Origin of the sequence: Pseudomonas fragi (genome assembly GCF_025426255.1) — a bacterium.
In the GTDB taxonomy this organism is placed as follows: Bacteria; Pseudomonadota; Gammaproteobacteria; order Pseudomonadales; family Pseudomonadaceae; genus Aquipseudomonas; species Aquipseudomonas kulmbachensis.
Genome location: NZ_CP104861.1, coordinates 1177465 through 1199811 on the forward strand (window position 1 = coordinate 1177465; position 22347 = coordinate 1199811).

General features: G+C 58.2%; 16 protein-coding genes. 8 read left to right on the top strand and 8 right to left on the bottom strand.

Translation table 11 applies throughout. From position 1 onward, the window contains the following. The first annotated feature begins 131 nt into the window (after positions 1 to 131). Positions 132 to 1013 (top strand): helix-turn-helix domain-containing protein, encoded by an 882-nt coding sequence (locus tag N7D90_RS05540; RefSeq protein ID WP_261741232.1) that lies wholly within the window; start codon positions 132 to 134, stop codon positions 1011 to 1013. A 506-nt stretch (positions 1014 to 1519) separates the two neighbouring features. Here N7D90_RS05540 and N7D90_RS05545 read toward each other — a convergent pair. Then, positions 1520 to 2425 carry a LysR family transcriptional regulator gene (locus tag N7D90_RS05545; RefSeq protein WP_261741233.1) on the bottom strand — a complete coding sequence of 302 codons (906 nt, stop codon included), beginning with the start codon at positions 2423 to 2425 and terminating at the stop codon, positions 1520 to 1522. 112 nt (positions 2426 to 2537) lie between these two features. On the opposite strand from N7D90_RS05545, the gene N7D90_RS05550 reads away from it, so the two are divergent. Further along, on the top strand, positions 2538 to 3422 hold the full coding sequence (locus N7D90_RS05550; RefSeq protein WP_261741234.1) for an MBL fold metallo-hydrolase: 885 nt from the start codon (positions 2538 to 2540) through the stop codon (positions 3420 to 3422). 46 nt (positions 3423 to 3468) lie between these two features. After that, positions 3469 to 4083, top strand: a complete 615-nt coding sequence (locus N7D90_RS05555) for an NAD(P)-dependent oxidoreductase (RefSeq protein ID WP_261741235.1) — start codon at positions 3469 to 3471, stop codon at positions 4081 to 4083. Between the two features lie 15 nt (positions 4084 to 4098). Here N7D90_RS05555 and N7D90_RS05560 read toward each other — a convergent pair whose 3' ends face one another. Further along, the gene (locus N7D90_RS05560) at positions 4099 to 4977 is read right to left on the bottom strand and encodes a LysR substrate-binding domain-containing protein (RefSeq protein ID WP_261741236.1); all 879 of its coding nucleotides are present in this window, start codon (positions 4975 to 4977) and stop codon (positions 4099 to 4101) included. Positions 4978 to 5089: 112 nt separating this feature from the next. Between N7D90_RS05560 and N7D90_RS05565 the strand changes: the two genes are divergently transcribed. After that, complete coding sequence (locus N7D90_RS05565; RefSeq protein ID WP_261741237.1) at positions 5090 to 6721, top strand: 5-guanidino-2-oxopentanoate decarboxylase; 1632 nt, start codon at positions 5090 to 5092, stop codon at positions 6719 to 6721. Here the strand turns inward: N7D90_RS05565 and N7D90_RS05570 are convergent. Beyond that, positions 6716 to 7645, bottom strand: coding sequence for an AraC family transcriptional regulator (locus N7D90_RS05570; RefSeq protein ID WP_261741238.1), 930 nt, complete (start codon positions 7643 to 7645; stop codon positions 6716 to 6718). The genes N7D90_RS05565 and N7D90_RS05570 overlap by 6 nt on opposite strands. 319 nt (positions 7646 to 7964) lie before the next feature. Between N7D90_RS05570 and N7D90_RS05575 the strand changes: the two genes are divergently transcribed. After that, positions 7965 to 8279, top strand: coding sequence for an antibiotic biosynthesis monooxygenase family protein (locus N7D90_RS05575; protein WP_261741239.1), 315 nt, complete (start codon positions 7965 to 7967; stop codon positions 8277 to 8279). A gap of 34 nt (positions 8280 to 8313) precedes the next feature. After that, positions 8314 to 8547 (top strand): hypothetical protein, encoded by a 234-nt coding sequence (locus N7D90_RS05580; RefSeq protein ID WP_016779817.1) that lies wholly within the window; start codon positions 8314 to 8316, stop codon positions 8545 to 8547. A 13-nt stretch (positions 8548 to 8560) separates the two neighbouring features. On the opposite strand, the gene N7D90_RS05585 is transcribed toward N7D90_RS05580, so the two are convergent. Together N7D90_RS05585 and N7D90_RS05590 are read right to left on the bottom strand one after the other, a co-directional pair. Beyond that, the gene (locus N7D90_RS05585) at positions 8561 to 9181 is read right to left on the bottom strand and encodes a flavin reductase family protein (protein WP_261741240.1); all 621 of its coding nucleotides are present in this window, start codon (positions 9179 to 9181) and stop codon (positions 8561 to 8563) included. Between the two features lie 326 nt (positions 9182 to 9507). Further along, positions 9508 to 9804 carry a hypothetical protein gene (locus N7D90_RS05590; RefSeq protein ID WP_261741241.1) on the bottom strand — a complete coding sequence of 99 codons (297 nt, stop codon included), beginning with the start codon at positions 9802 to 9804 and terminating at the stop codon, positions 9508 to 9510. Positions 9805 to 10181: 377 nt separating this feature from the next. Between N7D90_RS05590 and N7D90_RS05595 the strand changes: the two genes are divergently transcribed. Beyond that, on the top strand, positions 10182 to 10940 hold the full coding sequence (locus N7D90_RS05595; RefSeq protein ID WP_261741242.1) for a hypothetical protein: 759 nt from the start codon (positions 10182 to 10184) through the stop codon (positions 10938 to 10940). A gap of 54 nt (positions 10941 to 10994) precedes the next feature. Here the strand turns inward: N7D90_RS05595 and N7D90_RS05600 are convergent, their stop codons facing one another. The 3 genes from N7D90_RS05600 to N7D90_RS05610 all read right to left on the bottom strand — a co-directional run bounded on the left by N7D90_RS05600 (position 10995) and on the right by N7D90_RS05610 (position 15579). Further along, complete coding sequence (locus tag N7D90_RS05600; RefSeq protein WP_261741243.1) at positions 10995 to 12317, bottom strand: MFS transporter; 1323 nt, start codon at positions 12315 to 12317, stop codon at positions 10995 to 10997. A 169-nt stretch (positions 12318 to 12486) separates the two neighbouring features. Further along, positions 12487 to 13821, bottom strand: coding sequence for a sigma-54-dependent transcriptional regulator (locus N7D90_RS05605; protein WP_261741244.1), 1335 nt, complete (start codon positions 13819 to 13821; stop codon positions 12487 to 12489). A gap of 3 nt (positions 13822 to 13824) precedes the next feature. Continuing rightward, positions 13825 to 15579, bottom strand: a complete 1755-nt coding sequence (locus N7D90_RS05610; RefSeq protein ID WP_261741245.1) for an ATP-binding protein — start codon at positions 15577 to 15579, stop codon at positions 13825 to 13827. Between the two features lie 134 nt (positions 15580 to 15713). On the opposite strand from N7D90_RS05610, the gene N7D90_RS05615 reads away from it, so the two are divergent. Beyond that, positions 15714 to 22328 carry an NEL-type E3 ubiquitin ligase domain-containing protein gene (locus N7D90_RS05615; protein WP_261741246.1) on the top strand — a complete coding sequence of 2205 codons (6615 nt, stop codon included), beginning with the start codon at positions 15714 to 15716 and terminating at the stop codon, positions 22326 to 22328. Positions 22329 to 22347: the final 19 nt, after the last annotated feature.

Consider the following 22347-nt stretch of genomic DNA (forward strand, 5'->3'; position numbering starts at 1 on the left):
GTTCTTATAAAGTTGTGCCTGTATTTTTCGCTTGCGAGATAGGCAATAGAAGGTGATAACGACGTCATTACCGGTACTTTTCGATAATCAGTGCGATTATCGGTTTTCTGTAATCTCCAGGCTCAGCGGCAATGAATCCTTCAATCCCGGTGTTCAAACTTTATGGCGAGCAGCAAGACTGGCTCAGCCCCGATTTGCTGCACTGCGAAACCATTTCGCTGCGCAGCCGCGTCCACGACTGGGAAATTCGCCCCCACCGGCATGCCGACTTATGCCAGTTGCTCTATGTGCACAAAGGTCGGGCGCAGGTTGAAGTTGAAGGTCAGCGCCATGTGCTGGAGCAGTCGGCGATTCAGGTGATTCCGCCTTTGTCTGTGCACGGGTTTCAGTTTTCACCGAACGTTGAAGGATTTGTACTGACCCTGGCCGCGCCGCTGGTGGCTCAGTTGCAAGCACAGCTGGGCGGGTCGATCAGCTTGCTGCAACGGGTCGCCAGTTATCCGGCAGGCAAGGATCGCGATTACCTCAATAACCTGTTCAGTGAGCTGCAAAGCGAATATGTCGGCACACAGCCCGCCCGCGAAATGCTCTTGCAGTCGCTGATCAGCGTGCTGTTGGTGTGGGTCGCGCGCCAAGTGATACAGCGTCGCGAAGCACGGCAGTTACCGGCACGCGGGCGCGAGTACCTGAGCCTGTTCAATCAACGGGTCGAGGCATTGTTTCGTGAACAGCCGAATGTTGAGCAACTGGCGCATCAGGTGGGTATTTCAGTGGCGCACCTGAACAGCATCTGTCGCGAGCTGGCGGGGCAGTCGGCGTTGCAGATCATCCATCAGCGGCTGTTATTGGAGGCCAAGCGGCATTTGATATACACGCCGATGACCATCAGCGAAGTGGCTGACAGCTTGGGGTTTGCTGACCCGGCGTACTTTGCGCGGTTTTTTCGGCGCCTGACCGGGACTTCACCCAGTGCATTTCGAACAGGACGGACTGACAGCATCAATCCGCCCTGATGCTCCGGGGCTTCCTTACCTCAGAGCGCTGAACATGGCATTGCAATGCGCGCCAGAGCAACTGGCGGTAACAGCGACTGCTTGTCGGGTTTGCTCGGCGCGATAGCAAGCGCTTGCAAACAAAACAGCGGCAGCAAAAACGATAAACACGGTCATGCATCTGGTTTTTGTTTTAGTGGTCATGGCATTCACTCCCTTGACTTCACACCCTTGAGGCTAGTTCAGACCTTGGTAGTTGCCATGCCAGTTGTACGAGTGGTCATGCTCGGCTTCATCCCTCAAATGGACTAGTTGAGTAAACTCTGTTGCCGTTCGAACACGAAACCTCTGTAGCCGCTGCCGAAGGAACGAGGCTGCGTTGGCGTGGTGCGGCACTCCGACGAAGTCGTCGTAAATTCAGGCGGTGGGGTGTGTCAGACAAAAAGTGCACTCAGAATTTACGATTGCTTCGCAACCGAACGCAGCCTCGTTCCTTCGGCAGCTGCTACGCAGATTGGTGCATTCGGTTACAAGCCCTTGTCCCACCCGGGCTCGTCGGTAAAGCGTGCGGCCAGAAAGTCGAGCATGCTGCGCAACGTGGCGGGCATGTGTTTGCGTGAGGCGTAGACCGCGTAAATGTTCATCAGACGCGGTTCGGCGTCGGGCAGCAGGCGCACCAGTTCACCGCCTCGCACATACTCCCCGGCCTGATAGCTGGGCAGCAGTGAAACCCCTGCGCCAGCCAGAGTGGCGCTCAATAGCGTACTGGCTTCGTTGGCGCTGATATTGCCCTGCACCGGGACGGACGTTTCCTCACCGTGTTGGGTGAAGTGCCACAGGCTCTTGCCGTAATAAGAGTGGGTCAGGCAGTTGTGCTGGCTGAGGTCGTCGACCTGTTGCGGGGCCGGGTGTTCGCGCAGATACACCGGGGATGCGCAGAGCACCGAGCGACAAACGGTCAGCTTGCGGGCGATCAAACTCGGGTCCAGATCGTTACTGGTACGAATCGCCAGGTCGATGCGCTCGTCCACCAGGTTCACCGTGCGGTCGAGCATTTGCAGGTCGATGCTGACCTGCGGGTAAAGCCGAACGTAGTCGGTGACCGCCGCAGCCAGTTGCGCCTGGCCGAACGAAGTACTGACGCTGATGCGCAGCAACCCGCGCGGCGCATCACTGGGTACATCCACGGCCGCTTGCATGTCATCTGCCAACTCCAGCAATTGCCGGCAGCGGGGCAGGGTTTCGTAACCTGCCGCGGTCAGGCTCAGCTTGCGCGTGGTGCGGTGCATCAAGCGTGCGCCCACCCACTCTTCAAACTCGGCCAGATAACGCGACACCACAGGGCGCGACAGGTCCAGGTGGTCGGCTGCCGCTGACTGGCTGCCGAGGTCGACGACGGTGACAAATACCCGCATTGCAATAAGACGATCCATGATCTGCCCGATATCTGAAACAAACTATGTTCAAGCATCGCATTTTTAGTTCTCGATCGTGCAACTAAGCTTTGTCCATTGCCGACCTTGGCCGCTGACTCAGGAATTACCCATGACCGGATTTTCGACCCTTCGCCGTTTCGTCCTTAGCGCTGTTGTACTGGGCTTTGCAGCGCATGCCGCCGCCGCGCCGGGGCCATTGACCCTGGACGTTTACAACCCTGGAGCAGCGGCGATTTTCCCGGTGTCTTCGGTGCTGGTCAGTGGCGACAAGGACGCCATCCTGGTTGACGCCCAATTCGGCAAGAGCCAGGCCGAGCAAGTAGTCGACAAAATTCGCGCCAGCGGCAAGCACCTGACCACCATCTACATCAGTCACGGCGACCCGGATTACTACTTTGGCCTTGAAACTCTGACCCAGGCGTTCCCGGACGCCAAGGTCGTGGCTTCGGCGCCGACGGTAGAACACATCAACCAGACCAAGGATGCCAAGTTGGCGTTCTGGGGCCCGAAAATGGGCGCCGATGTACCGAGTAAGGTGATTGTGCCGCAGGCCCTGCAGGGCAATACCCTGAACCTTGAAGGGCGTGAGCTGGACATCGTCGGCCTGACCGGGCGCCAGCCGGGGCGCACTTTTGTCTGGATTCCATCGCTTAGAGCCGTGGTCGGTGGCGTGGTAGTGGCCGATAACCTGCATGTATGGATGGCCGACACCCAAACGCCGCAATCGCATAAGCAATGGCTGGCGACCCTCAAACGCATCAACAGCCTGCAACCTAAAATCGTGGTGCCGGGCCATTACCTGGGCGAGAGCGATCGTTCGTTGAATGCTGTGCACTTCACCCGCGACTACATCAAGGCGTTTGACGAAGAAACCCTCAAAGCCCGGAACTCGGACGAACTGATTGCAGCAATGAAAAAACGCTACCCGGACCTGGGCGAAGAGTCTTCGCTTGAGCTGAGTGCCAAAGTGGCCAAGGGCGAAATGAAGTGGTGAAACAGCTTACGTGTCCAACGGTAAAACCTACTCACTGGAGAGCATCATGAGCAAAATTGCAATTATCGGGGCGACCGGTCGTGCCGGCAGCCAATTGCTGGAAGAAGCCCTACGTCGCGGCCACAGCGTTACCGCCATTGCCCGCAACGCCTCCAAATTGGGGGAGCGTGCCGGTGTCGTTACCAAAGACGTCGACATCAACAATGCCCAGGCCCTAAAAGACGCAGTGGCGGGGCATGACGTGGTGCTCAGTGCGGTGCATTTCTCGACTCAGCCCGCTTCGGCAATTATCGAACCGGTGAAAAAAGCCGGGGTTAAACGCCTGCTGTTTGTGGGCGGGGCGGGTTCTCTGCTGTTGCCAGGCGACAGCAGGGTAATCGACAGTCCGGGTTTCCCTGACGAATACCGGGCGGAAGCCTCGGCTGGCTGCGTCTACCTCGACACCCTGCGTACCGAGAAAGACCTGGACTGGAGCTTCCTGTCACCGTCTGCCGAGTTTGTTGAAGGCGAGCGCACGGGTAAATTCCGTTTGGGCACCGATCACCTGCTGATCGGTACTGAAGGTAAAAGCTGGATCACCTTCGCCGACTTCGCCATCGCCATGCTCGATGAAGTCGAACAACCCAAGCATTCCCGCCAGCGGTTTACTGTGGGGTATTGAGTTTTACTTCGGCAGTTAAGGCTCTGTCTGCTGCACCAGCCAGTCCAGCAGTTCTCGCAGCGGTGCCGATGGCTCGCTGCGCGGTGAGCACACCAGCAAGTAGGCGGCGCCGGTCCGCACTTTGAAATCAAAAGGCATGGCCAGTCGGCCAGCTTTCAGGTCATCGCCAATCAGTGACCAGTCGCCTATGGCCACGCCGTTGCCTTGGGCGGCCACGGTCATGGCCAGGTCCAGGGTGTCGAAGTACTGGCTCTTGCGGATAGCCGATACATCTCCCCCAGCCGCATTCAGCCAATTGGTCCAGTCCTGTTGATCACGGCTGGGGTGCAGCAGGGTGTGTTGCGCCAGGTCACTCAGCTGGTTGATGGCGTCGTGGCCATCCAGCAGATGAGGTGCGCAGACCGGGGTCAGTTGTTCGTCGAACAGGTGGCGCCCTACGCGTTTTGGCCCAGGTAGCGGGCTGTAGACCACGGCAGCATCGAAAGCTTCACGACGAAAATCCACGCCGTGCTGCATGCTGCTGGTGAGTTCCACGGGCACGTCCGGGCGCAGCGTTTGCCAGTGCAGCAACTTGGGCAACAGCCAGCGCAACATGCAGGTTGGGGCCTTGATTTGCAGCGGGGTACGGCGAATGCTGGCGTGCTCGATGGCCTCGCCAATTAGGTCAAATGCCTGTTCGATACGCGGATACAGCGCCTGGCCTTGTTCGGTCAGGCTCAGGCCGCGTGCCTGGCGATGGAACAACGCATAGCCCAGATGCTCCTCAAGCCCGGCTATTTGCCGGCTTACCGCCCCTTGGGTGATGTGCAACTGCTCACCGGCACGGGTGAAGTTGCAACATTGGGCCGTGATCAAAAAAGTATGCAGCGCGGGAAGTGGCGGTAGGCGTTTCATCAGTCGTCAGCCATGAATCCAGGACATGGCTAGTATGAGCACGTTTACGTTGTGCGTACCACATCCGACCGCTTCAATGGTTCATTCCAGAACAAGAAGAGGAGCAGGACACATGGCGACGTGCGGCGAAGTATTGGTCAAGTTACTGGAGGCCTACGGGGTTGAGCAGGTGTTCGGCATCCCGGGGGTGCACACCGTCGAGCTGTATCGTGGGTTGGCGGGTTCGGCCATCAACCACGTAACCCCGCGTCATGAGCAGGGTGCAGGCTTTATGGCCGACGGTTATGCCCGTACCAGCGGCAAGCCGGGCGTGTGTTTCATCATCACCGGGCCGGGCATGACCAATATCACCACGGCGATGGGCCAGGCCTATGCGGACTCGATTCCGATGCTGGTGATCTCCAGTGTGCAGTCGCGCAGCCAGTTGGGCGGCGGGCGCGGCAAGTTGCACGAATTACCGAATCAGGCCGCGCTGGTAGCTGGTGTGGCGGCGTTTTCCCACACGCTGATGTCAGCGGCGGAGTTGCCGGGCGTGCTGGCGCGGGCGTTTGCGCTGTTTCAGGCCGGGCGGCCACGGCCGGTTCATATCGAGATCCCGTTGGACGTGCTGGTGGAAAACGCCGATGCACTGCTCGCCAGTCACCCCGTCCGGATTGCCCGCCCCGGCGCCGCGCCTGCTGCCATCGCACAGATGAGCCAACTTTTGGCCCAAGCCAAACGCCCGTTGATTCTGGCCGGTGGCGGCTCGATTGATGCGGCGCCCGCGCTGTTGCAACTGGCCGAACGACTCGGCGCGCCGGTGGCCCTGACCATTAACGCCAAGGGCATGCTGCCCTCGAAGCATCCGCTGCTGATCGGTTCGACCCAGACCCTGGTTGCCACCCGGGCGCTGGTGGCCGAAGCGGACGTAGTATTGGCTATTGGCACCGAACTGGCCGAAACCGATTACGACGCCACCTTTGCTGGCGGCTTCGAGATTCCCGGCGCCTTGCTGCGTATCGATATTGACCCCGACCAGACCGTGCGTAATTACCCGCCGACTCTGGCCCTGGTGGCCGATGCAGATCTGGCGACCCAGGCCTTGCTGGCGAGCCTTGGGCAATTACCACCACGGGATACGCAGTGGGGCGTAGCGAGGGTCAGTCGTTTGCTGGCGCTGGTGGAAAGTGAATGGGATGCCCCGACCCGGGCGCAAACTCGCTTCTTGCAGGCCGTGTTCGATGTGCTGCCGGATGCCGTGTGCGTGGGCGATTCGACCCAACCGGTGTACACCGGTAACTTCACCTTTAACCCGGAGCAGCCACGGCGCTGGTTCAACTCCTCAACCGGTTACGGCACCCTCGGTTACGCCCTGCCTGCAGCGGTGGGTGCCTGGCTGGGGCGTTGCGCAGAAGGCAAGACGGGTGGTCCGGTGTTGTGCCTGATCGGCGATGGCGGCCTGCAATTTACCTTGGCCGAATTGGCCAGTGCGGTGGAAGCGCAAACGCCGATCATCGTGTTGTTGTGGAACAACCAGGGTTACGGTGAAATCAAAAAGTACATGCTCAATCGGGCCATCGAGCCTGTGGGGGTCGATATCTACACCCCGGACTTCATCGGAGTGGCCAAGGCTTTGGGCTGTGCCGCACAGGCGGTGGAGGGCGAGGCGCAATTGCGCATAGCCCTGGCCAATGCCGCCGACCGCCAGGGGCCGAGCGTGATCGAAATCGATGAGCTGAACTGGCAGCAATCGCTCGGCCTATAGGCTCATGCGCAGGCGCGCCAGGTCCCGTACCGGTGGCGCGCCAAATTGCCGGCTGTACTCGCGGCTGAATTGAGAAGGGCTTTCATAGCCAACGCGATAACCCGCGGCCGATGCGTCGAGGCCCTCGCTAAGCATCAGTCGCCGGGCTTCGTTGAGGCGCAGCTGCTTTTGGTATTGCAGCGGGCTCATGGCGGTCATGGCCTTGAATCGGTGGTGCAACGTCGACACGCTGAGATTGGCCTCTCGCGCCAGGCTGTCGATACGCAGCGGCTGTTCGAAGTTACCGTTAAGCCAGGAAATCGCCCGGCTGACGCGGTGGTTTTGACTGTTCTCACTGGCAATTTCATACAGCCGATGGCCCTGCGGACTGCGTAACAGGCGATACAAAATCTCGCGGCGAATCAAGGGTGCAAGCATCGCGATATCTTTGGGTGTATCGAGCAGGCGTGTCAGGCGCAGTAACGCGTCGAGCATCGGCTGGTCAATGGGCTCAACGTACAGCCCGCGCCCGGTAGGTCGCGACGGCACGCCCATAGGCCCTGCATCGCTGATCAGGGTGTTGATTTCCACCGGGTCAATATCCAGGCGCAAGGCCAGCACCGGCCGCTCGGGGGATATTTCCAGTACTCGGCCACTGATCGGCATCGACACCGAAACCACCAGATAATTAAGCGGGTCGTAGGCGAAGTGCTCATCTGCCAAACGCACCTCTTTACGGCCTTGGGCCATGATGCACAACGCGGGTTTTGGCAGGCTTGGAGCGAAATCGCTGGGCTGGCTGTAGCGCGACACAAACAGCGCTTCGACCCCTGTATTGAAGGTGCCGTCTTCAGGGGCGTGGCGATAAATCAGGTCGGCCAGTTCCACACGCTGTTTTTCTAGCGCGGGGTCGAGCGCGGGCCGCAATGGTTGCGACAGTGTCATGGGGCGCATCCTTAATAAAAGCAGCGGGGCAGGCACAGCTTAAGTTTGTGCAAGGCCAAGGGGTAGCTGATTTCTGCTGTTGTATTGCCTGATCCTGTCATTGCCGGAGATCAAGTGCCTGCCAAACCCGTTGCAGACGCAGAGCCTTGCTCGATATCAGGATCAGTGGGCGCCAGGCCAAATGGTCAAAGGAGAGGGTGCGCAGGTGAGGTTTTGCAGAATCGTGCAAGCCTGGGGCAGGAATCGACTAACGGTGTCAGAGGTCGGGCTTTAAAATTTCAATCTTCCCCCAACGCCACTTTCCTTTGTGGAGGCCAGCATGCCCCAGTCCAATGCCGTCAGTCATATGACCTTGGTTCGCGCCCGCGTAGGGTGTTCGGCCCAGGTTGAGGCTTGTCTGAGCCAACTGATCGAACCGACACTTCAGAGGCCCGGTTGCCTGCACTTTGCCTTGCAGCATTGTCAGAGCGACCCGTTGCTGTGGCAGGTCGCGGGTTATTGGCAGGATGAACCCTCGATGCAGGCGTACTTCAACTCATCGCTGATGGATGTTTACGGCGTGCTGTTACACCAGCAAGTGGTGGATAGCCTCGATTTTCAGACCTTCAGCGATGTGGGCGGGTTGAACAGGTAGAATGCCGGTTTTTCCATAGGCCGGGAGTTGAAGCATGGCACGTAAAGAGTTTGCACAGTTTGAAGCCGTATCAGCCGTGGTTCCGGTTGAACCCGGGGTCTATCACGCGGCGATTGCGGTCAAAGCCTTGTACGAAGGTGGCACGCCGCGCTTTCACAAAATACTGATCGAGCAAACGTTCAAAACAGCAACCGCCGCCGATGCTGCCGCGGCGGAGCAACTCGAAGCCCTGCAGGGCGTCACTGAAGACGCCGAGCTGGTCTGGTAACCGAGAGTACCCTCTATCGTGGGCGGTGCATTTTGAACAGGGCTTCGGGGCCTAGCTGAAAGTAATCCGCCGGGCCGCCGCCGCGCAAAATCGGTTCGGCGCCAGCGGTGTCGTAAATCCCGTCCTTGAGCAGCGACCTGGCGATATGCACCGCCACCACTTCCCCCAGAATCAGCCAGCTTGGCACCCGTTCTTTATCGGCTCGCTGCAGTTGAATGATCTGCGTGACCTTGCACTCAAACGACACCGGCGTTTCGGCCACCCGCGGCACGCTGATCACCCGTGAAGGTACGGTTGTCAGCCCTGCCAGTTCAAACTCGTTTACCTCAGGCCCGACCATCGCGCAGCTTTGGTTCATCGCCTCGGCCAGGGGGCGCGTGGCCAGGTTCCAGACGAATTCGCCGGTTTGCTCGATATTATTGAGGCTGTCTTTGCGACCCACACTGCAAAAACCGATGATCGGCGGAATGTAGTTGAACGCGTTGAAAAAGCTGTAGGGCGCAAGGTTCAGCCGACCTTGGGCATCTTGCGAAGAAATCCAGCCAATCGGACGTGGGCCAACAATGGCATTGAACGGATCATGGGGCAGGCCGTGGCCCTTTGAAGGTTCATAAAAGTGAATGTCGTCATGCATGGGATTGGTCCGCAAACGGCTGAGATAGAGGGCCCATATAGTGCAAGGCATTTGGGTGAATGACAAAACATCTGTGCTTGATCTAGCCCTCCGTAGCAGCTGCCGAAGGAACGAGGCTGCGTTCGGTTGCGAAGCAATCGTAAATTCTGAGTTCTCGATCTGCCTGATACACCCAGGAGCATGATTTCACGACGGCCTCGTCGGAGTGCCGCACCACGCCAACGCAGCCTCGTTTCTTTGGCAGTTGCTACAGATTTGTGCAGTTTGCTTTCCCCCAAAAACGACTAAGCCCGGCCGAGGCCGGGCTGGAGTGCCTGCTTCAGGTGTTAGCTGAAGTGGGCGCCGTGGGTGCGATCGTAGCCATCAGAAGCGAAGGTGTCCGATTTGGTGCGGCTGAAACCGTCTTCGGCGAAGGTGGCTGAACCGGTTTTGTCATAGCCGTCCTCTGCAAAAGTGGCAGAACCTGTGCGGTCGTAGCCATCGGCGGCAACTGCAGCAGAACCTGTGCGGCTGTAGCCGTCTTCAGCAAAGCTCGACGAGTGGGTGTGGTCGAAACCATCGGCGGCAAAAGCGTTGAAAGCCAGGGCGGAGAAAGCGGCGGCGAGGATAATTTTGGTTTTCATGATGAAGCTCCTTGTTTCGTGTTTGGGATGTTCAGTGGCTATGGGTTTAAGACTACGCTGATTAATTTGATTAAAAAGCGCAAAAAATAGCGTTAAATAATCTATTTATTCGATGTATACGCCCGCGTAAAAACAGGCTTCACACGTTGTCCTGCTTCCCGTTGGCGGCTGCTCAAGTCAGTCGACCCGAGAGGTCTTGCTGAGATTGATAGTGGACTAACAGTATTAACTGACAATTAATTCGGAAAAATCATACGTACAGACAGGCTTTTCATCTGTCCGCTACCTATTTTTCACCCTGTAAGTACCAGTCTTCAGCCTGCAAAAAGCCGGCACCCAGAACGGCTTTTCCCTTTGAGTCCTGGAGCCTTGACCGAATGAACAAACTTCCTCAGATCACCCTTGCATTTTGGGTGATGAAAATTTGCGCCACTACCTTGGGCGAGACAGCGGGCGACTTGCTGTCGATGACCCTCAATGTGGGCTATGCCGTCAGCTCAATGATCCTTATCAGTGTGTTTGTCCTGACTCTGCTGACTCAGTTGTTCTCCAAAACCTACAACCCAGTGCTGTATTGGCTGGTGATTCTGTCGACCAGTACAGCCGGGACCACCATGTCCGACTTTATGGACCGCACGCTGGGGCTGGGCTATGCCACTGGCTCGTTGATTTTGGTGTCGATTCTGGTCGCGATTTTTGCGCTCTGGAAATGGAGCGGCGAATCATTAAACGTCAGCCAGGTGCAGAGCCCGCGTGGCGAGATGTTCTATTGGATGGCGATTCTGTTTTCCAACACGCTGGGCACGGCTTTAGGCGATTACCTTGCGGATGATTCAGGGCTGGGTTTTGCGGGGGGCGCGCTGTTTATCGGGGCGACCATTGCAGTCGTGGTGCTGGCGCGCTACTTCACCAAAATATCGTCGGTGGTGTTGTTCTGGATAGCGTTCGTACTGACGCGCCCATTTGGCGCAACCTTGGGCGATTTCCTGACCAAACCCCTTGAAAAGGGCGGGCTGGACTTCGGTACTATCGGTTCATCGCTGGTGTTGGCGGGGATATTGGTGGCAATGATCGCCGGGGCGGCATACGCCAAAAACAGACAAGCTCAACCTGGGATGGCTTGTCCTGACCTTTAGCCGTTACCAAACGTGGGAGTGAGCCTGCTCGCTCCCACAGAGGCCGCTACGCGGTTAGTCGGTTTCGATTCGCGAGTGCTTGCGGGTGTCTTTCATGGTTGCGTATACCGCCAGCGAGCAGGCGATACAGGCAGTCACATACCAGTAGTAACCGGTTTCCATGCCTGCACTCTTGAACCACAGCGCAATGTATTCAGCTGTACCGCCGAAAATCGACACGGTTAGTGCGTAAGGCAAGCCTACGCCCAGTGCGCGAATTTCCGTTGGGAACAGTTCAGCTTTCACCACGGCGTTGATCGAGGTGTAACCGCTGACAATGATCAGCGCGGCCATGATCAGGAAAAACGCACCCCACCAGGTGGTGATGGTGTGCAACGTGGTGAGGATCGGCACGGTGAACAAGGTCCCGAGCACGCCGAAAGCGATCAGGATCGGACGACGACCGATCTTGTCCGAAAGCGCGCCCACCAGCGGCTGAATACACATGAACAGGAACAGTGTCGCAGCCGAAATGGTGGTGGAGTCCGAGATACTCATGCCCACCGTGTTCACCAGGTATTTCTGCATGTACGTGGTGTAGGTGTAGAACGCCAGCGTGCCGCCCATAGTCAGGCCGACTACGGTCATCAGCTCTTTAGGGTGACGCATCAAGGTGCGCATGGCGCTTTCCTTGGGCTTGACCCTGGTCTTTTTGAACGACTCGGTTTCTTCCATGCCACGACGCAGGTACAGCGCGACGACGGCACACAGGGCGCCGATCACGAACGGTACGCGCCAGCCCCAGCTGTACAGCTGCTCTTCGGTGAGGGTTTGTTGCAGCACGATCAACACGCCCAGCGCGATGAGCTGACCCGAGATCAGGGTCACGTACTGGAAGCTGGAGAAGAAGCCGCGACGTTCCTTGGTTGCCATCTCGCTCAGGTAGGTAGCCGAGGTGCCGTATTCGCCACCCACCGACAAACCTTGCAGCAAACGGGCGAAGACCAGCAGGACCGGGGCCCACACGCCAATGGTTTCGTAACCTGGCGACAGGGCGATAACCAGCGAGCCGAAGCACATCAGCAGCACCGAGGCCATCAGTGCTGCTTTACGGCCTTTACGGTCAGCGTACAGGCCCATCAGCCAGCCACCGATCGGGCGCATCAGAAAGCCTACGGCGAAGATCGCAGCCGTGTTGAGCAGTTGTGCGGTGGTGTCGCCCTTGGGGAAAAAAGCCTTGGCGAAGTACAGCGAGAATGCGGCGTAAACGTACCAGTCGTACCACTCGACCATATTGCCGACGGAACCACTGAAAATCGATTTGATACGGCTGGAGGTGGTCTTTTCTTTAGGGGCCGCAGACACGGACCCGGCAGGCAGGGTGCTGGAGTTATCCATTAAATGGATCCTTCTTTCATTGTTTTTTTATAGCGCGTCAAAACGCGAGCTTACTGAGCTATAGCAGGAGTTGTGCCAAGGCTGGAGGGCCCGGTTTACAAGGGGGGAGGGGTATTAATGAGCGGGAATCCGCTGATGCTCGGTGTGGCGATAAGCGGAAAACCGCCGACTACGTGGTTTGCGTAAACGCTTCACGCACCAACCCGTGACGCTGCATTTTTTCATTCAGGGTCCGGCGCGGCAGTTGCAGTTCGTTGAGCACAGCTTTGATGTCGCCTTTATGCCGGGTTAGCGCTGCACGCAAGCATTGCGCCTCGAAGGCTTCCTGTTGTGCCACCAGTGATTGCCCTGCGCCGACGTCTTCAAATTGCGGTTCGCTCAAGCCCAGAATATCCCGTTCGGCCACGTTGGCCAGTTCGCGCACGTTGCCCGGCCAGTCGTGGCTCAGCAAGCGCGACAGTTGCGGCCCGCTCAACACTTGTGCGCTGCGGCCAAGGCGTTCGGCGGCGCTGCGCGAAAAAGCGTCGTACAACAACGCAATATCTTCGCGGCGCTCGCGCAGTGGCGCCAGGCGCAGCTCGGCCACGGTCAAACGATAGGCCAGGTCTTCGCGAAAACGCCCTGCGCGGGCCTCTTCGAGCAAGTCGGGTTTGGTGGCAGCAATTACCCGCAGGTTCACGCTGATGCTTTGGTTGGAGCCCAAACGCTCCAGCTTTTGCTCCTGCAACACCCGCAGCAGTTTGGCTTGCTGGGCCAGCGGCATGCTTTCGATTTCATCCAGAAACAAAGTCCCGCCGTCGGCATACTCCAGCTTGCCGATGCGCTTGCCCTGGGCTCCGGTAAACGCGCCGCTTTCGTGGCCGAACAGCTCGGCTTCAAACAACTGCTCGGGGATCGCCGAGCAGTTGAGGGCGACAAAAGGTTTGTCGGCACGCGGGCCAAAGTCATGCAGGCAGCGGGCGACCAGCTCTTTGCCGCTGCCGGTCTCGCCACGGATCAACACGTTGACTGGCAACGGTGCCAGCTCCAGCACTTGGCGGCGTAAGGTTTGCAAGCTGCGCGATACACCGAGCAGGCATCCGTCGATCTGCTCGCGCAGGTCTGCCTGTTCGTGCAAACGGCGGTTTTCCAGCACCAGTTGGCGCTTTTCCAGGGCTCGTCGCAGACTGCTGAGCAGCGCCTCGGGGCTGAAGGGTTTTTCCAGAAAGTCGTATGCACCATCACGCATGGCCTCGACGGCCATTGGCACATCGCCGTGCCCGGTCAGCAGGATCACCGGCAAGTCCGCGTCCAGTTGCTGCAAGCGGGTCAGCAGGGCCAGGCCGCCCATCCCTGGCATACGCACATCGCTGACAATCACCCCGGCAAAATGCGCGGGCAACTGGTTCAGGCAATCCTCGGCGCAGCTGAACAACTGCACGTCAAAGCCGCTTAAGCTCAGCCATTGTTCCACGGCATTACGAATACTGGCCTCATCATCGACCACGATCACCGAGTTGAGCATGTGTCAAAATTCCTGTGCGACGGGCAGCGTCAGCGTGAATTGCGCGCCATCAGCCTGGTTGCAGGCGGTCAGGCGACCGCCGATTTCGTGAACAATGGCGTAAGACACCGCCAGGCCCAAGCCTAATCCGTCACCCACGGGTTTGGTGGTGAAGAACGGGTCGAAGATTTTACCCAAATGCTCCTCGCCAATTCCGCCGCCGCTGTCGCTAACGGTCAAGTGCCACAGTTGTTGATTGGCCTCGATGCGGATCTCCAGACGCTTGCGTGATTTGTCTTGCATGGCGTCCAGGGCGTTGCGCAGCAGGTTGATCAACACTTGCTCCAGACGGATCGCGTCGCCGCGAACCCAGGCCGGGCGTACCAGCTTGGTACTCAGCTCGATGGCTTCACCTTGCAGGCGCGGCTCCAGCAGTTGCAGGGCCTGATCGACCACGCTCGCCAGATCCAGCCGTTCGCGCAAGCCGCCGGGGCTTTGTCGGGCGTAGGTTTTCAGATGACCGGTAAGTGCTGCCATGCGTGTCAGCATCTGTTCCAGCGGAACCAGAGCTTTATAGGCATCGTCGATCCGGCCGTGATCAAGCAACAGGCGCATGGTCGCCAATTGCATGCGCTGGGCAGTCAGTGGCTGGTTGATCTCATGGGCCAGTGCCGCTGACATTTGCCCCAGCGCCGCGAGTTTGGCTGATTGCACCAGCCCATCTTGGGCAGTGCGTAAATCCCGGGTGCGGGCTTCGACGAGTTGTTCGAGTTCTTCGCGATTGCGCTGACGCAGGCGCGCCAGTCGCCAGCGCTGGAGTAAAAATAGCCCCAGGAACACCCCTGTCAGCCATAGGCCAATTGCAGCCAGTGCAGCATTGCGGCTGTCTTCAGCGGCTGCCATCGGGCGGCGCAACAGGTGCAGCGTCCAGCCTTCAGCACTGAGCGGCAGCGAGTCCCATAAATAGTCTGCCGGGCCGTTGGGGCCTTCGACGCGGGTCAAGTAGCTGTTTTCACCAAAGCTGCGCAGGGTGTGGGTCTTCATCAACGTTAGCGGCTGATTATGGTACTGGCGGGTGGTGGCAATTTCGCTGCGATCGCTGTCACTCAATGGGCGCAACAGGCGATAGCGCCAGCCGGGTTGGTTGGCAATAAACACAATGCCCCGTGCGTCGCTGACCAGCAGCGTGTCGTTGCCCTGGCTCCATTCGCGCTCAAGCTGCGGAAATTCCAGCTTGACCACCATCGCCCCCAAAAACTGGCCGTTGGCATCGAGTACTGCACTGGACAGGAAATAGCCCGGAATCCCGCTGGTCACGCCTACGGCATAAAAGCTTCCGGCGCCCTTGCTGCGGGTCTGGCTGAAGTAAGGCCTGAAACCATAGTTATGGCCCACATAGCTGTTGGAGGTATTCCAGTTGCTGGCGGCGACTGCCAGGCCGGTGCTGTCGAGCAATTCCAGGGTTGAGGACTGCGCCGCACCATTGATGCGTTCGAGTTTTTGATTGAGCGCCGCCTGGACTTGCGCGGTCATGGGCTTGCTCAGGGCCGCCACCAGCTCCGGGTCCAGCGCCAGTACGGCGGGCAGGGCGCGATAGCGTTCGATCAGGGTGTGCAGCGAGTTGGCATACAGGCTCAGTTGCTCGGGCCCACGCCTGGCGCTTTCTTCCAGCGCATGTTCCTGGGCCTGACGCATCGCCCAGCCGCCAGCCACAGCCGCACCGGCCAGAATCAACACGCAATACAGCGCCAAACGCAGGGCGCGAGACGTCACAGGCATAGTGGCAAACCGCTCGAAAGGGGGGCGCGAACCATAGCATGACGCCAGCGCCTTGGCCGCGCAGGGATATCTATCTACCGCGGCGCAGATTTTCTCAGGGGTATCTTGGATTCCACCCCAACGGAATCAAACACATGATCACGAATTTACCCCCCGTGCGCGGTCGAGCGCCGTTGCTGCTGTCCAATCTGCAGTGGGCTCAGAGAGAAGCGCTTTCTTATATATCTTCGCTCGCGCAGGCCAATTTTGCCGGGTTGAGCGAAGCGCAAAAATTCAGTTACCCCGTGCTTTATCGACAGGCGCAGGCAGCCCACAAGGCGGTCGATGAGGAACTCACGCGGGTCAAGGCCGATTTCAAGTCGGCGCATCTTGCGGTGCTCAAGTCCGAGCTTAAAACACTGCTGGGCGTGGATGTCGACCCCGAGCACGCCCGGATCTACACCCGCTATCGCGAAAATACCGAGGAGGATCTGTTTGAGTACATGGCGCGTATCAGCGGTGGGCCGCCTGTTGCCCGCGAGCCCAAGTTCACCTTCAGCCCTTCGCGTGAACCACGTGCACTGGACCAGTCCAGATTCATTGAACACCTTCGCTCCGCCTCGTTGTGGGAGGCCGCTTGTGAGAACTTCAGCTACCGGACCGACTCGGTGTTACTCCGGCCCTACAGTTTTGAACAAGCCAGTTACATCGACTATGCCGAGGGTTTTACAGGCAGGCCTGCGGCCCCGTTTATCAAGATTGTGCGAACACTGGATTTGGGCACGAAGCTCAAGCATGCACTTGATCAGGCTTCAGGGGCTGATGGCTCTTTGATGCTGCTGGTAGTCGCAGCGGCTAAAGCCAGTCTTGAGTTCGATCTACTGGAGGCTTACCGCAACAGCTTTGCGTCAAAGGTCAATCGTACGGATTACGAACGATTGCTCAGCATGTTGAAAGGCGACTCAACGCCTCATATATGGCCGGTTTCAATGGGGCTTAAACCCCTGATACCGAAGCTTTACCCCCACGAGGCGACAGGCACGCGTGATGACGCCAATCTGTTGTTTGGCAACGACAGTAGCCTGGGGCTGGTGGGTACGGGCGAAGTTTCCCTGCCTTTGTTTCTTGTAAAAGTTCCGGAGGTGTCAGGCGTTTTCAGCTATTTCCCGCAGCGCCTGGGCGGCGCGTTGTTATGGCACAAGGATGTCGATCACGGGTTCAAGCAGTTTGTGCAGCAACTCAGGCACGACCACAGCAAAGGCCAGCTTGGTTGGTTCATCAGGCATCTGGCGCTGAAAGACCTGGGGTTTTTTAACACGCTGCTGAGTGACGAGCCCAGACCTACAGGTATGACGTGGCTTGCAGGGGTTTTGCATGACAGTTTTCGCAGTACCTTCCCCGAGCCCGACTTGAACAGTCTGCAACTGTATGTCGATATGCGCTCAAGCGGCTCTCAGCCTTTGGCCAAGAGGGTTGGAGAGCAGCAGACGCAGCGCTTGCGTTCCAATCTGGAACTGCTGGCCACCAGCAAGTCGGCATTGGATTGGCAAGCGTTCAAGGAGGCATTGTCCGACCTTGGCAGTGAGGTGCTGACAATGCTCATCACCCCCATGCCGGGTGGCGTCCTGGGGCTCAATAAAATCATGCTGGCCGCCATATTCGGCTCCCTGACCTACAGCCTTGTGCAAGGGGTGAAGGACGCCAGTGGCGGGCAGGCCAATACCTTCGCCAGTTCATTGGCCGACAGCGCAGACTTGCTGATCAGCGCCCGTTTGATGGGGGTTGCCACCAAGGCGCAGCGCCTGCGCAGGCAAAAAGTGTGGAGCACTCTTGGCCAGCCGCGAAAGGTTGTCGACCGGGCCGGTAACGTCGAACTGTGGCGGCCGGACCCGAGTGCTTACCCGCATTTTTCGGCTGCGTTTCTCGAAGGCCGGGTAGCCAATGCCCAGGGTGTACACGAGATCAATGGAAAGCTGTATGCCAAGGTCCAGCAGGGCGACACTATCCTCGCAGTTGAAGTCATCCATGAGCCCCAGGCTCGGCATTACCTTCTCAAGACCGATAACCCCAGGGCATTCAGGCCGCCGGTGGCCTTTGATTCCGGCCAGCAGCTCTGGCGTCTGGCACTGGATGATGTGCAGAGCCTGGACGATAAACAGTTGCTGCAGCGCATGTTGCCGTCGGACGTGCCTGATTCGGCGCTGGTAGACATTGAACGGATGCTGAATATTACCGGCACCACCCGTGAGCAATTGCAAAATGCCTGGCAAGGCCAGTTGATTCCCGGCCCGTTGGCCGATGGCGTTCGTCGATTGCAGGCTGACCGGCTGCTTGAGCAAATCGTCAGTGATTTGCCGCGTCGCGGCGAAATGCCGGTCAACGCTGACAACACGGTCTTTTGCCTGTTGACCCAACTGCAACACTGGCCAGGCGACACGGTGCTCGATGTGTTCAGCCAGCAAGGGCAACTGCTTGAGTCCTATGGCAAGGATTACCGGCCCGGCACTTCGTTGAGACATATCGAGATCAAGCGTCTGGACCACGGCTCGTATGTGGCCAAAAACGATGTCACCCAAGGCAGTGCCCAGGTGGAGCAACTGTTCACGTTGATCCTCGACCAATTGCCAGAGGCTTCAGCACTTGGCCGCGACAACAATCCGCATCTGAGCCGGGCTGGGCGCATTGCCTCGGTACGCGAGCAAATTGCGCAGTTGGCCCGAGAGGACAAAACCCTGCTGTTCAAGGCGCTCACAGTGCTGGACGGGCATAAACGCAGCGACCCGATTGCCAGCGCAGACCCCAGCAGAAAGTATTTGCCGCTGAGCTGCCCGCCACTCCATGACACCACAACCCCATTGCTGGCCAAGCTTCATCAGCTTAATGACGGACTGTCGATCGAAAGTCTTGAACCCTTACTGGCTGCGCACCCGTTCAGTCAGGCCCAGATTACGCAGGCTCTGGAGCACAGCGCACAGCCGTGGGCATTTACCCGCGCAGCCGGGCAATTGCAGACCAGGTTACGGGTGGATGCGGCGCTGGACGGGATTTATCACCGACGGGCCTACAACCCCGATATGGATTTGTGGGCCCGTGAATTTGCCGCAGGTGTTTTGCGCGACAAGCTCAATCGCAGATTGGTGGTGATTGATCTGCCTGCCCCGACTTCCAAGGACTACATATCCACCGGGCCAGATGACCCCACAATCGTACTGCGCCATCACGGCAATGGTCTCTATGAAGTGGCTGACTTTCGTCGCGGGGAAGCGGCCACTTTTGGTTTGACCCCTGACAGTTTCTATCTGGCGATCAATCAGGTGCTGCGCCATCAGGAACGCATCGACTTGGGTGTAAATGCCCCCAGCGTACCGGGCCTGCGCCAGATTCTGGGCGATGCCATGCTTGCCCGGCGTCAGGCTGATGGCAAGGTTGATTTGTGGGACAACACTACTTTTCAATATGAGCGCAATGTAGTGGTGCCGCGTGATCAGCGGCCCGGCGAGGCAGGCCTTTACGATATCGGCGGCAACTACTATTTGCCTTTATATGGCGCGGTTTATCAGGTCGAGTTCGACACTACGATCAACAAATGGCGCATGAAACACCCGAATAAAGTGGGGGTTAACGAGCCGACGCTGGAGCACAATTACGACGGCGCATGGCGCCAAACTATTGAGAATCCGTTGCAGTGGGCGGGGCTCAAACTGTTGCGAAGGCTACGCGCCCGGCCCGAGTCGATCAGTGATGAGATGGGCCATAAAATCATGGCTGTGAGCAATATCGACGAGGGCGTTTTGCGTCAGGTGCACATCAACAACCTCACGCCACCGCCTTTGTTGATTGATACCTGGAAGCGTTTTCAGATCGAAAACGACATTCAGCGCTTCGTCCACCAAATGCAGGCGCATCACTCCCTGGCCGAAGCTCGCAGCGATCTTCCCCTGTTGCTGATACCCGACTTACCCGGCTGGCCAACTGACAAGGTGCTGCACATTGTCGACCAGCAAGGCAATACCCTGCAGGAGTATGGCGCTGTCCTGAACAGCAGCGCGTCTCGGATCAGGCTGACGATCAATGAAACCGATAACGCCAGCCTGCTGTTGCGCGCGTTGCTCTCGCGCATGAGCCAGCCCGATACGTTGAGCCTGCTGGGCGAGTACAGCCCGGTTATCGAGGTGCGGATGCTGGCGCTGGCTAAAAAAGTTGCCGCTCGTGTGCTCGAGCGCCAGACCAACGTGTTCAATTCGCTCTATGGACGGCAGGAGCGCAGCGCGGATCCCCACGTGACTCTGGTTCAAAAAAGCTATCCGCAACTGCCCAAGAGCGTGATCGAGCACTTGCTCACGCATACCACGAGGCCAGAGCGAGCCAACTACTTCGATAAAGACATGATTGCGCCGCGTTTCTCGGAACAGGTCGGTTGGACGGCAAGGGAGATACGCTTGACCCGCGCTTATGAAGGCTTGTTCCTGGGGGCCACAGCCACGCCTGACAGTGAAATGCTTTCCCTGCATATGCTGCAGTCATTGCCGGGCTGGCCGGCAAGCGTGAGGGTCGAAGTTCGGCGCAATGCAATCAGCGGTGAGCTGCTCGACAGTATCGGGGGGGCTGAGGCTGCCAGCGTGCGAGTGTTGGTCAAGCACGGTGGGCAGTATCTGGCTTGCTCGCCAGAGGGTCAGGCGCTCAATGCGCAGTCGGCGAACGACAACAATTTGCTGTCTTCGATTCTGCATGTGCTTGCACCGCAAGAGCGTGCGGTCATTGGGGTCAAGGATGTTGGCGACACCCCAGGCCTGGCAAAGAAAATCAGTGACCGGGCGATCAGTGACCGGGCAAATGTTCGAACGCTGCTGGGGCTGGAGCCACCTGCATCACCGCGTAAACCACCGATGAATGTGGATATGTCGTTTGTCGCGTATCCATTGACGCTCAGTATTGGCCACTCGGATCACTCCTTGTACTTGATGCGCGAAGTACAGAACCTTTACCCGGCATGGAGCTACGCAAAAATTGTCAGTTATCTGGATGCGCTGGGGGGCACTGAGGTTTCCCGGCGGGCACTGGTGGCATCAAGCACAGCACAATTCAAGGCGATGCAGGCCGAGCTGGATGCCTGGGAGCAAATCCAGCTTTACCCTACGGGTACTTCGCATATGGGCATGGCGGCGCCTGGCCACAGGCGCCAGGTCTGCGAGCGAATCAGGCGGGCATGGCGCAGGGAGTTGCAAATTGCCCGGGATACTGACGGCAGTACTATTGGGCCGATACTCGACTTTTATGGCCTTGATGTAGGCGACCTGCCCGCACTGAGCGGTGACTTGAGCCATGTCCGGGTGCTGAGAATGGACAGCATGAGTTTGCGTAACGGCTCGAACGAGTTTTTGGGCGGTTTTACGCAACTGCACACGCTTAACATGTCCGGCAATCGACTGATCAGCATACCTTCTGCTATCGCTGGCATGACGCAGTTGAGGTCGCTGGATTTGTCGAGCAACCGGATTGTGCTCACCGCCCAGACTGCTCAGCAGCTTGCCACGGGTTCATTGCTTGAGGTACTGCATCTCAATGACAACCCATTGGGCGCTACACCGGATGTGAGTCGACTGTCGGCTTTACGCAATCTGAGCCTGCAAAACACCAACATTACCCAGTGGCCCAACGGGCTGTGGGCGCTGACTCATGTGCTGTGGGCGAACCTTCGAAATAATCTGATCAGCAGCATCCCCGAGGCAGTTTTTAATGCGCCCCAAGCGGCCACCGCCAATGCTGTTACCAGCATCGCGGGTAACCCGATTTCTGTACAAAGCCGTGATCAGATCATCGCTTACTGGGTTAGAGGCGGCAGCGATTTTGGCTACGGCCCATCGATTGCCCATGCCATGGATTTGGCTCAGGCCCAATCGTCGATAAACAATATTGCCCCGTGGCTGCCCCAGAGCCTGACCGATGCCCAAAAGCAGGCAAGGACGCAGCAGTGGACGTTGCTGCAGGCGGCGGGAGGCGCAGTTAAGGATTTTTTTGAAACTATCGCTTTATTTACCACCAGTCAGTTCTTGATTACGCCGCCTGCGTGGGAGCAACTGACAGGCCGGGTATGGACACTCGTCGAGCAAATGCTGGCGAATACCCAGCTGCGTGACTCGCTGCTGAGCAGAGTATTTCGTGAGGAGCGAAGCTGCGGTGATGGCGCCATGGTGCTGTTGGAAAACATGGAAGTCCAAGTGCTGATTCATGAGGCGCTGAATAATGCAGGCGAGGTAGGACGTGAAGCTGAGCTTTTCAAACTGGCCAAGCGGTTGTTCCGTCTAAGGCAAGTCGACCAGTTTTCCGACGCCGAGGTCAGGAAGCGCGTAGCGGCGGGTGGCAACCCCGATGCGGCCGAAGTCATACTTTTTTTTCGGGTAAAACTGGCTGAGACGCTTGATTTACCGACCCGGGCGAGGTCAATGCTGTACGAATCCACGGTGGGGGTTTCTGCCCAGCAGCTTGCCGAGGCCCGAGACAGTGTGCTGGCTCTGGATGGTAGCCCGGCGTTCATGCACTCGATCATGTACGAGGTTTTTTGGCGGCGTTTCCTGGAAAGTACTTATGCCGACCGCTTCGCTGCCATCGAAGCCGACTTCCAGCGCGATTACCAACAACTCTCCGAGGAGCCCGGACTGTCGGACGAAGCAGAGTTGCAAAGAGGTTCAGAACTCGCATCTGTTCGGGATCAGAAGCTCAATCTGCTGATCGAAGAGCTGACTCGGCGGGCTTATCAGGCCAGCGAATAATTGAAGCTGTGGCTGGTCC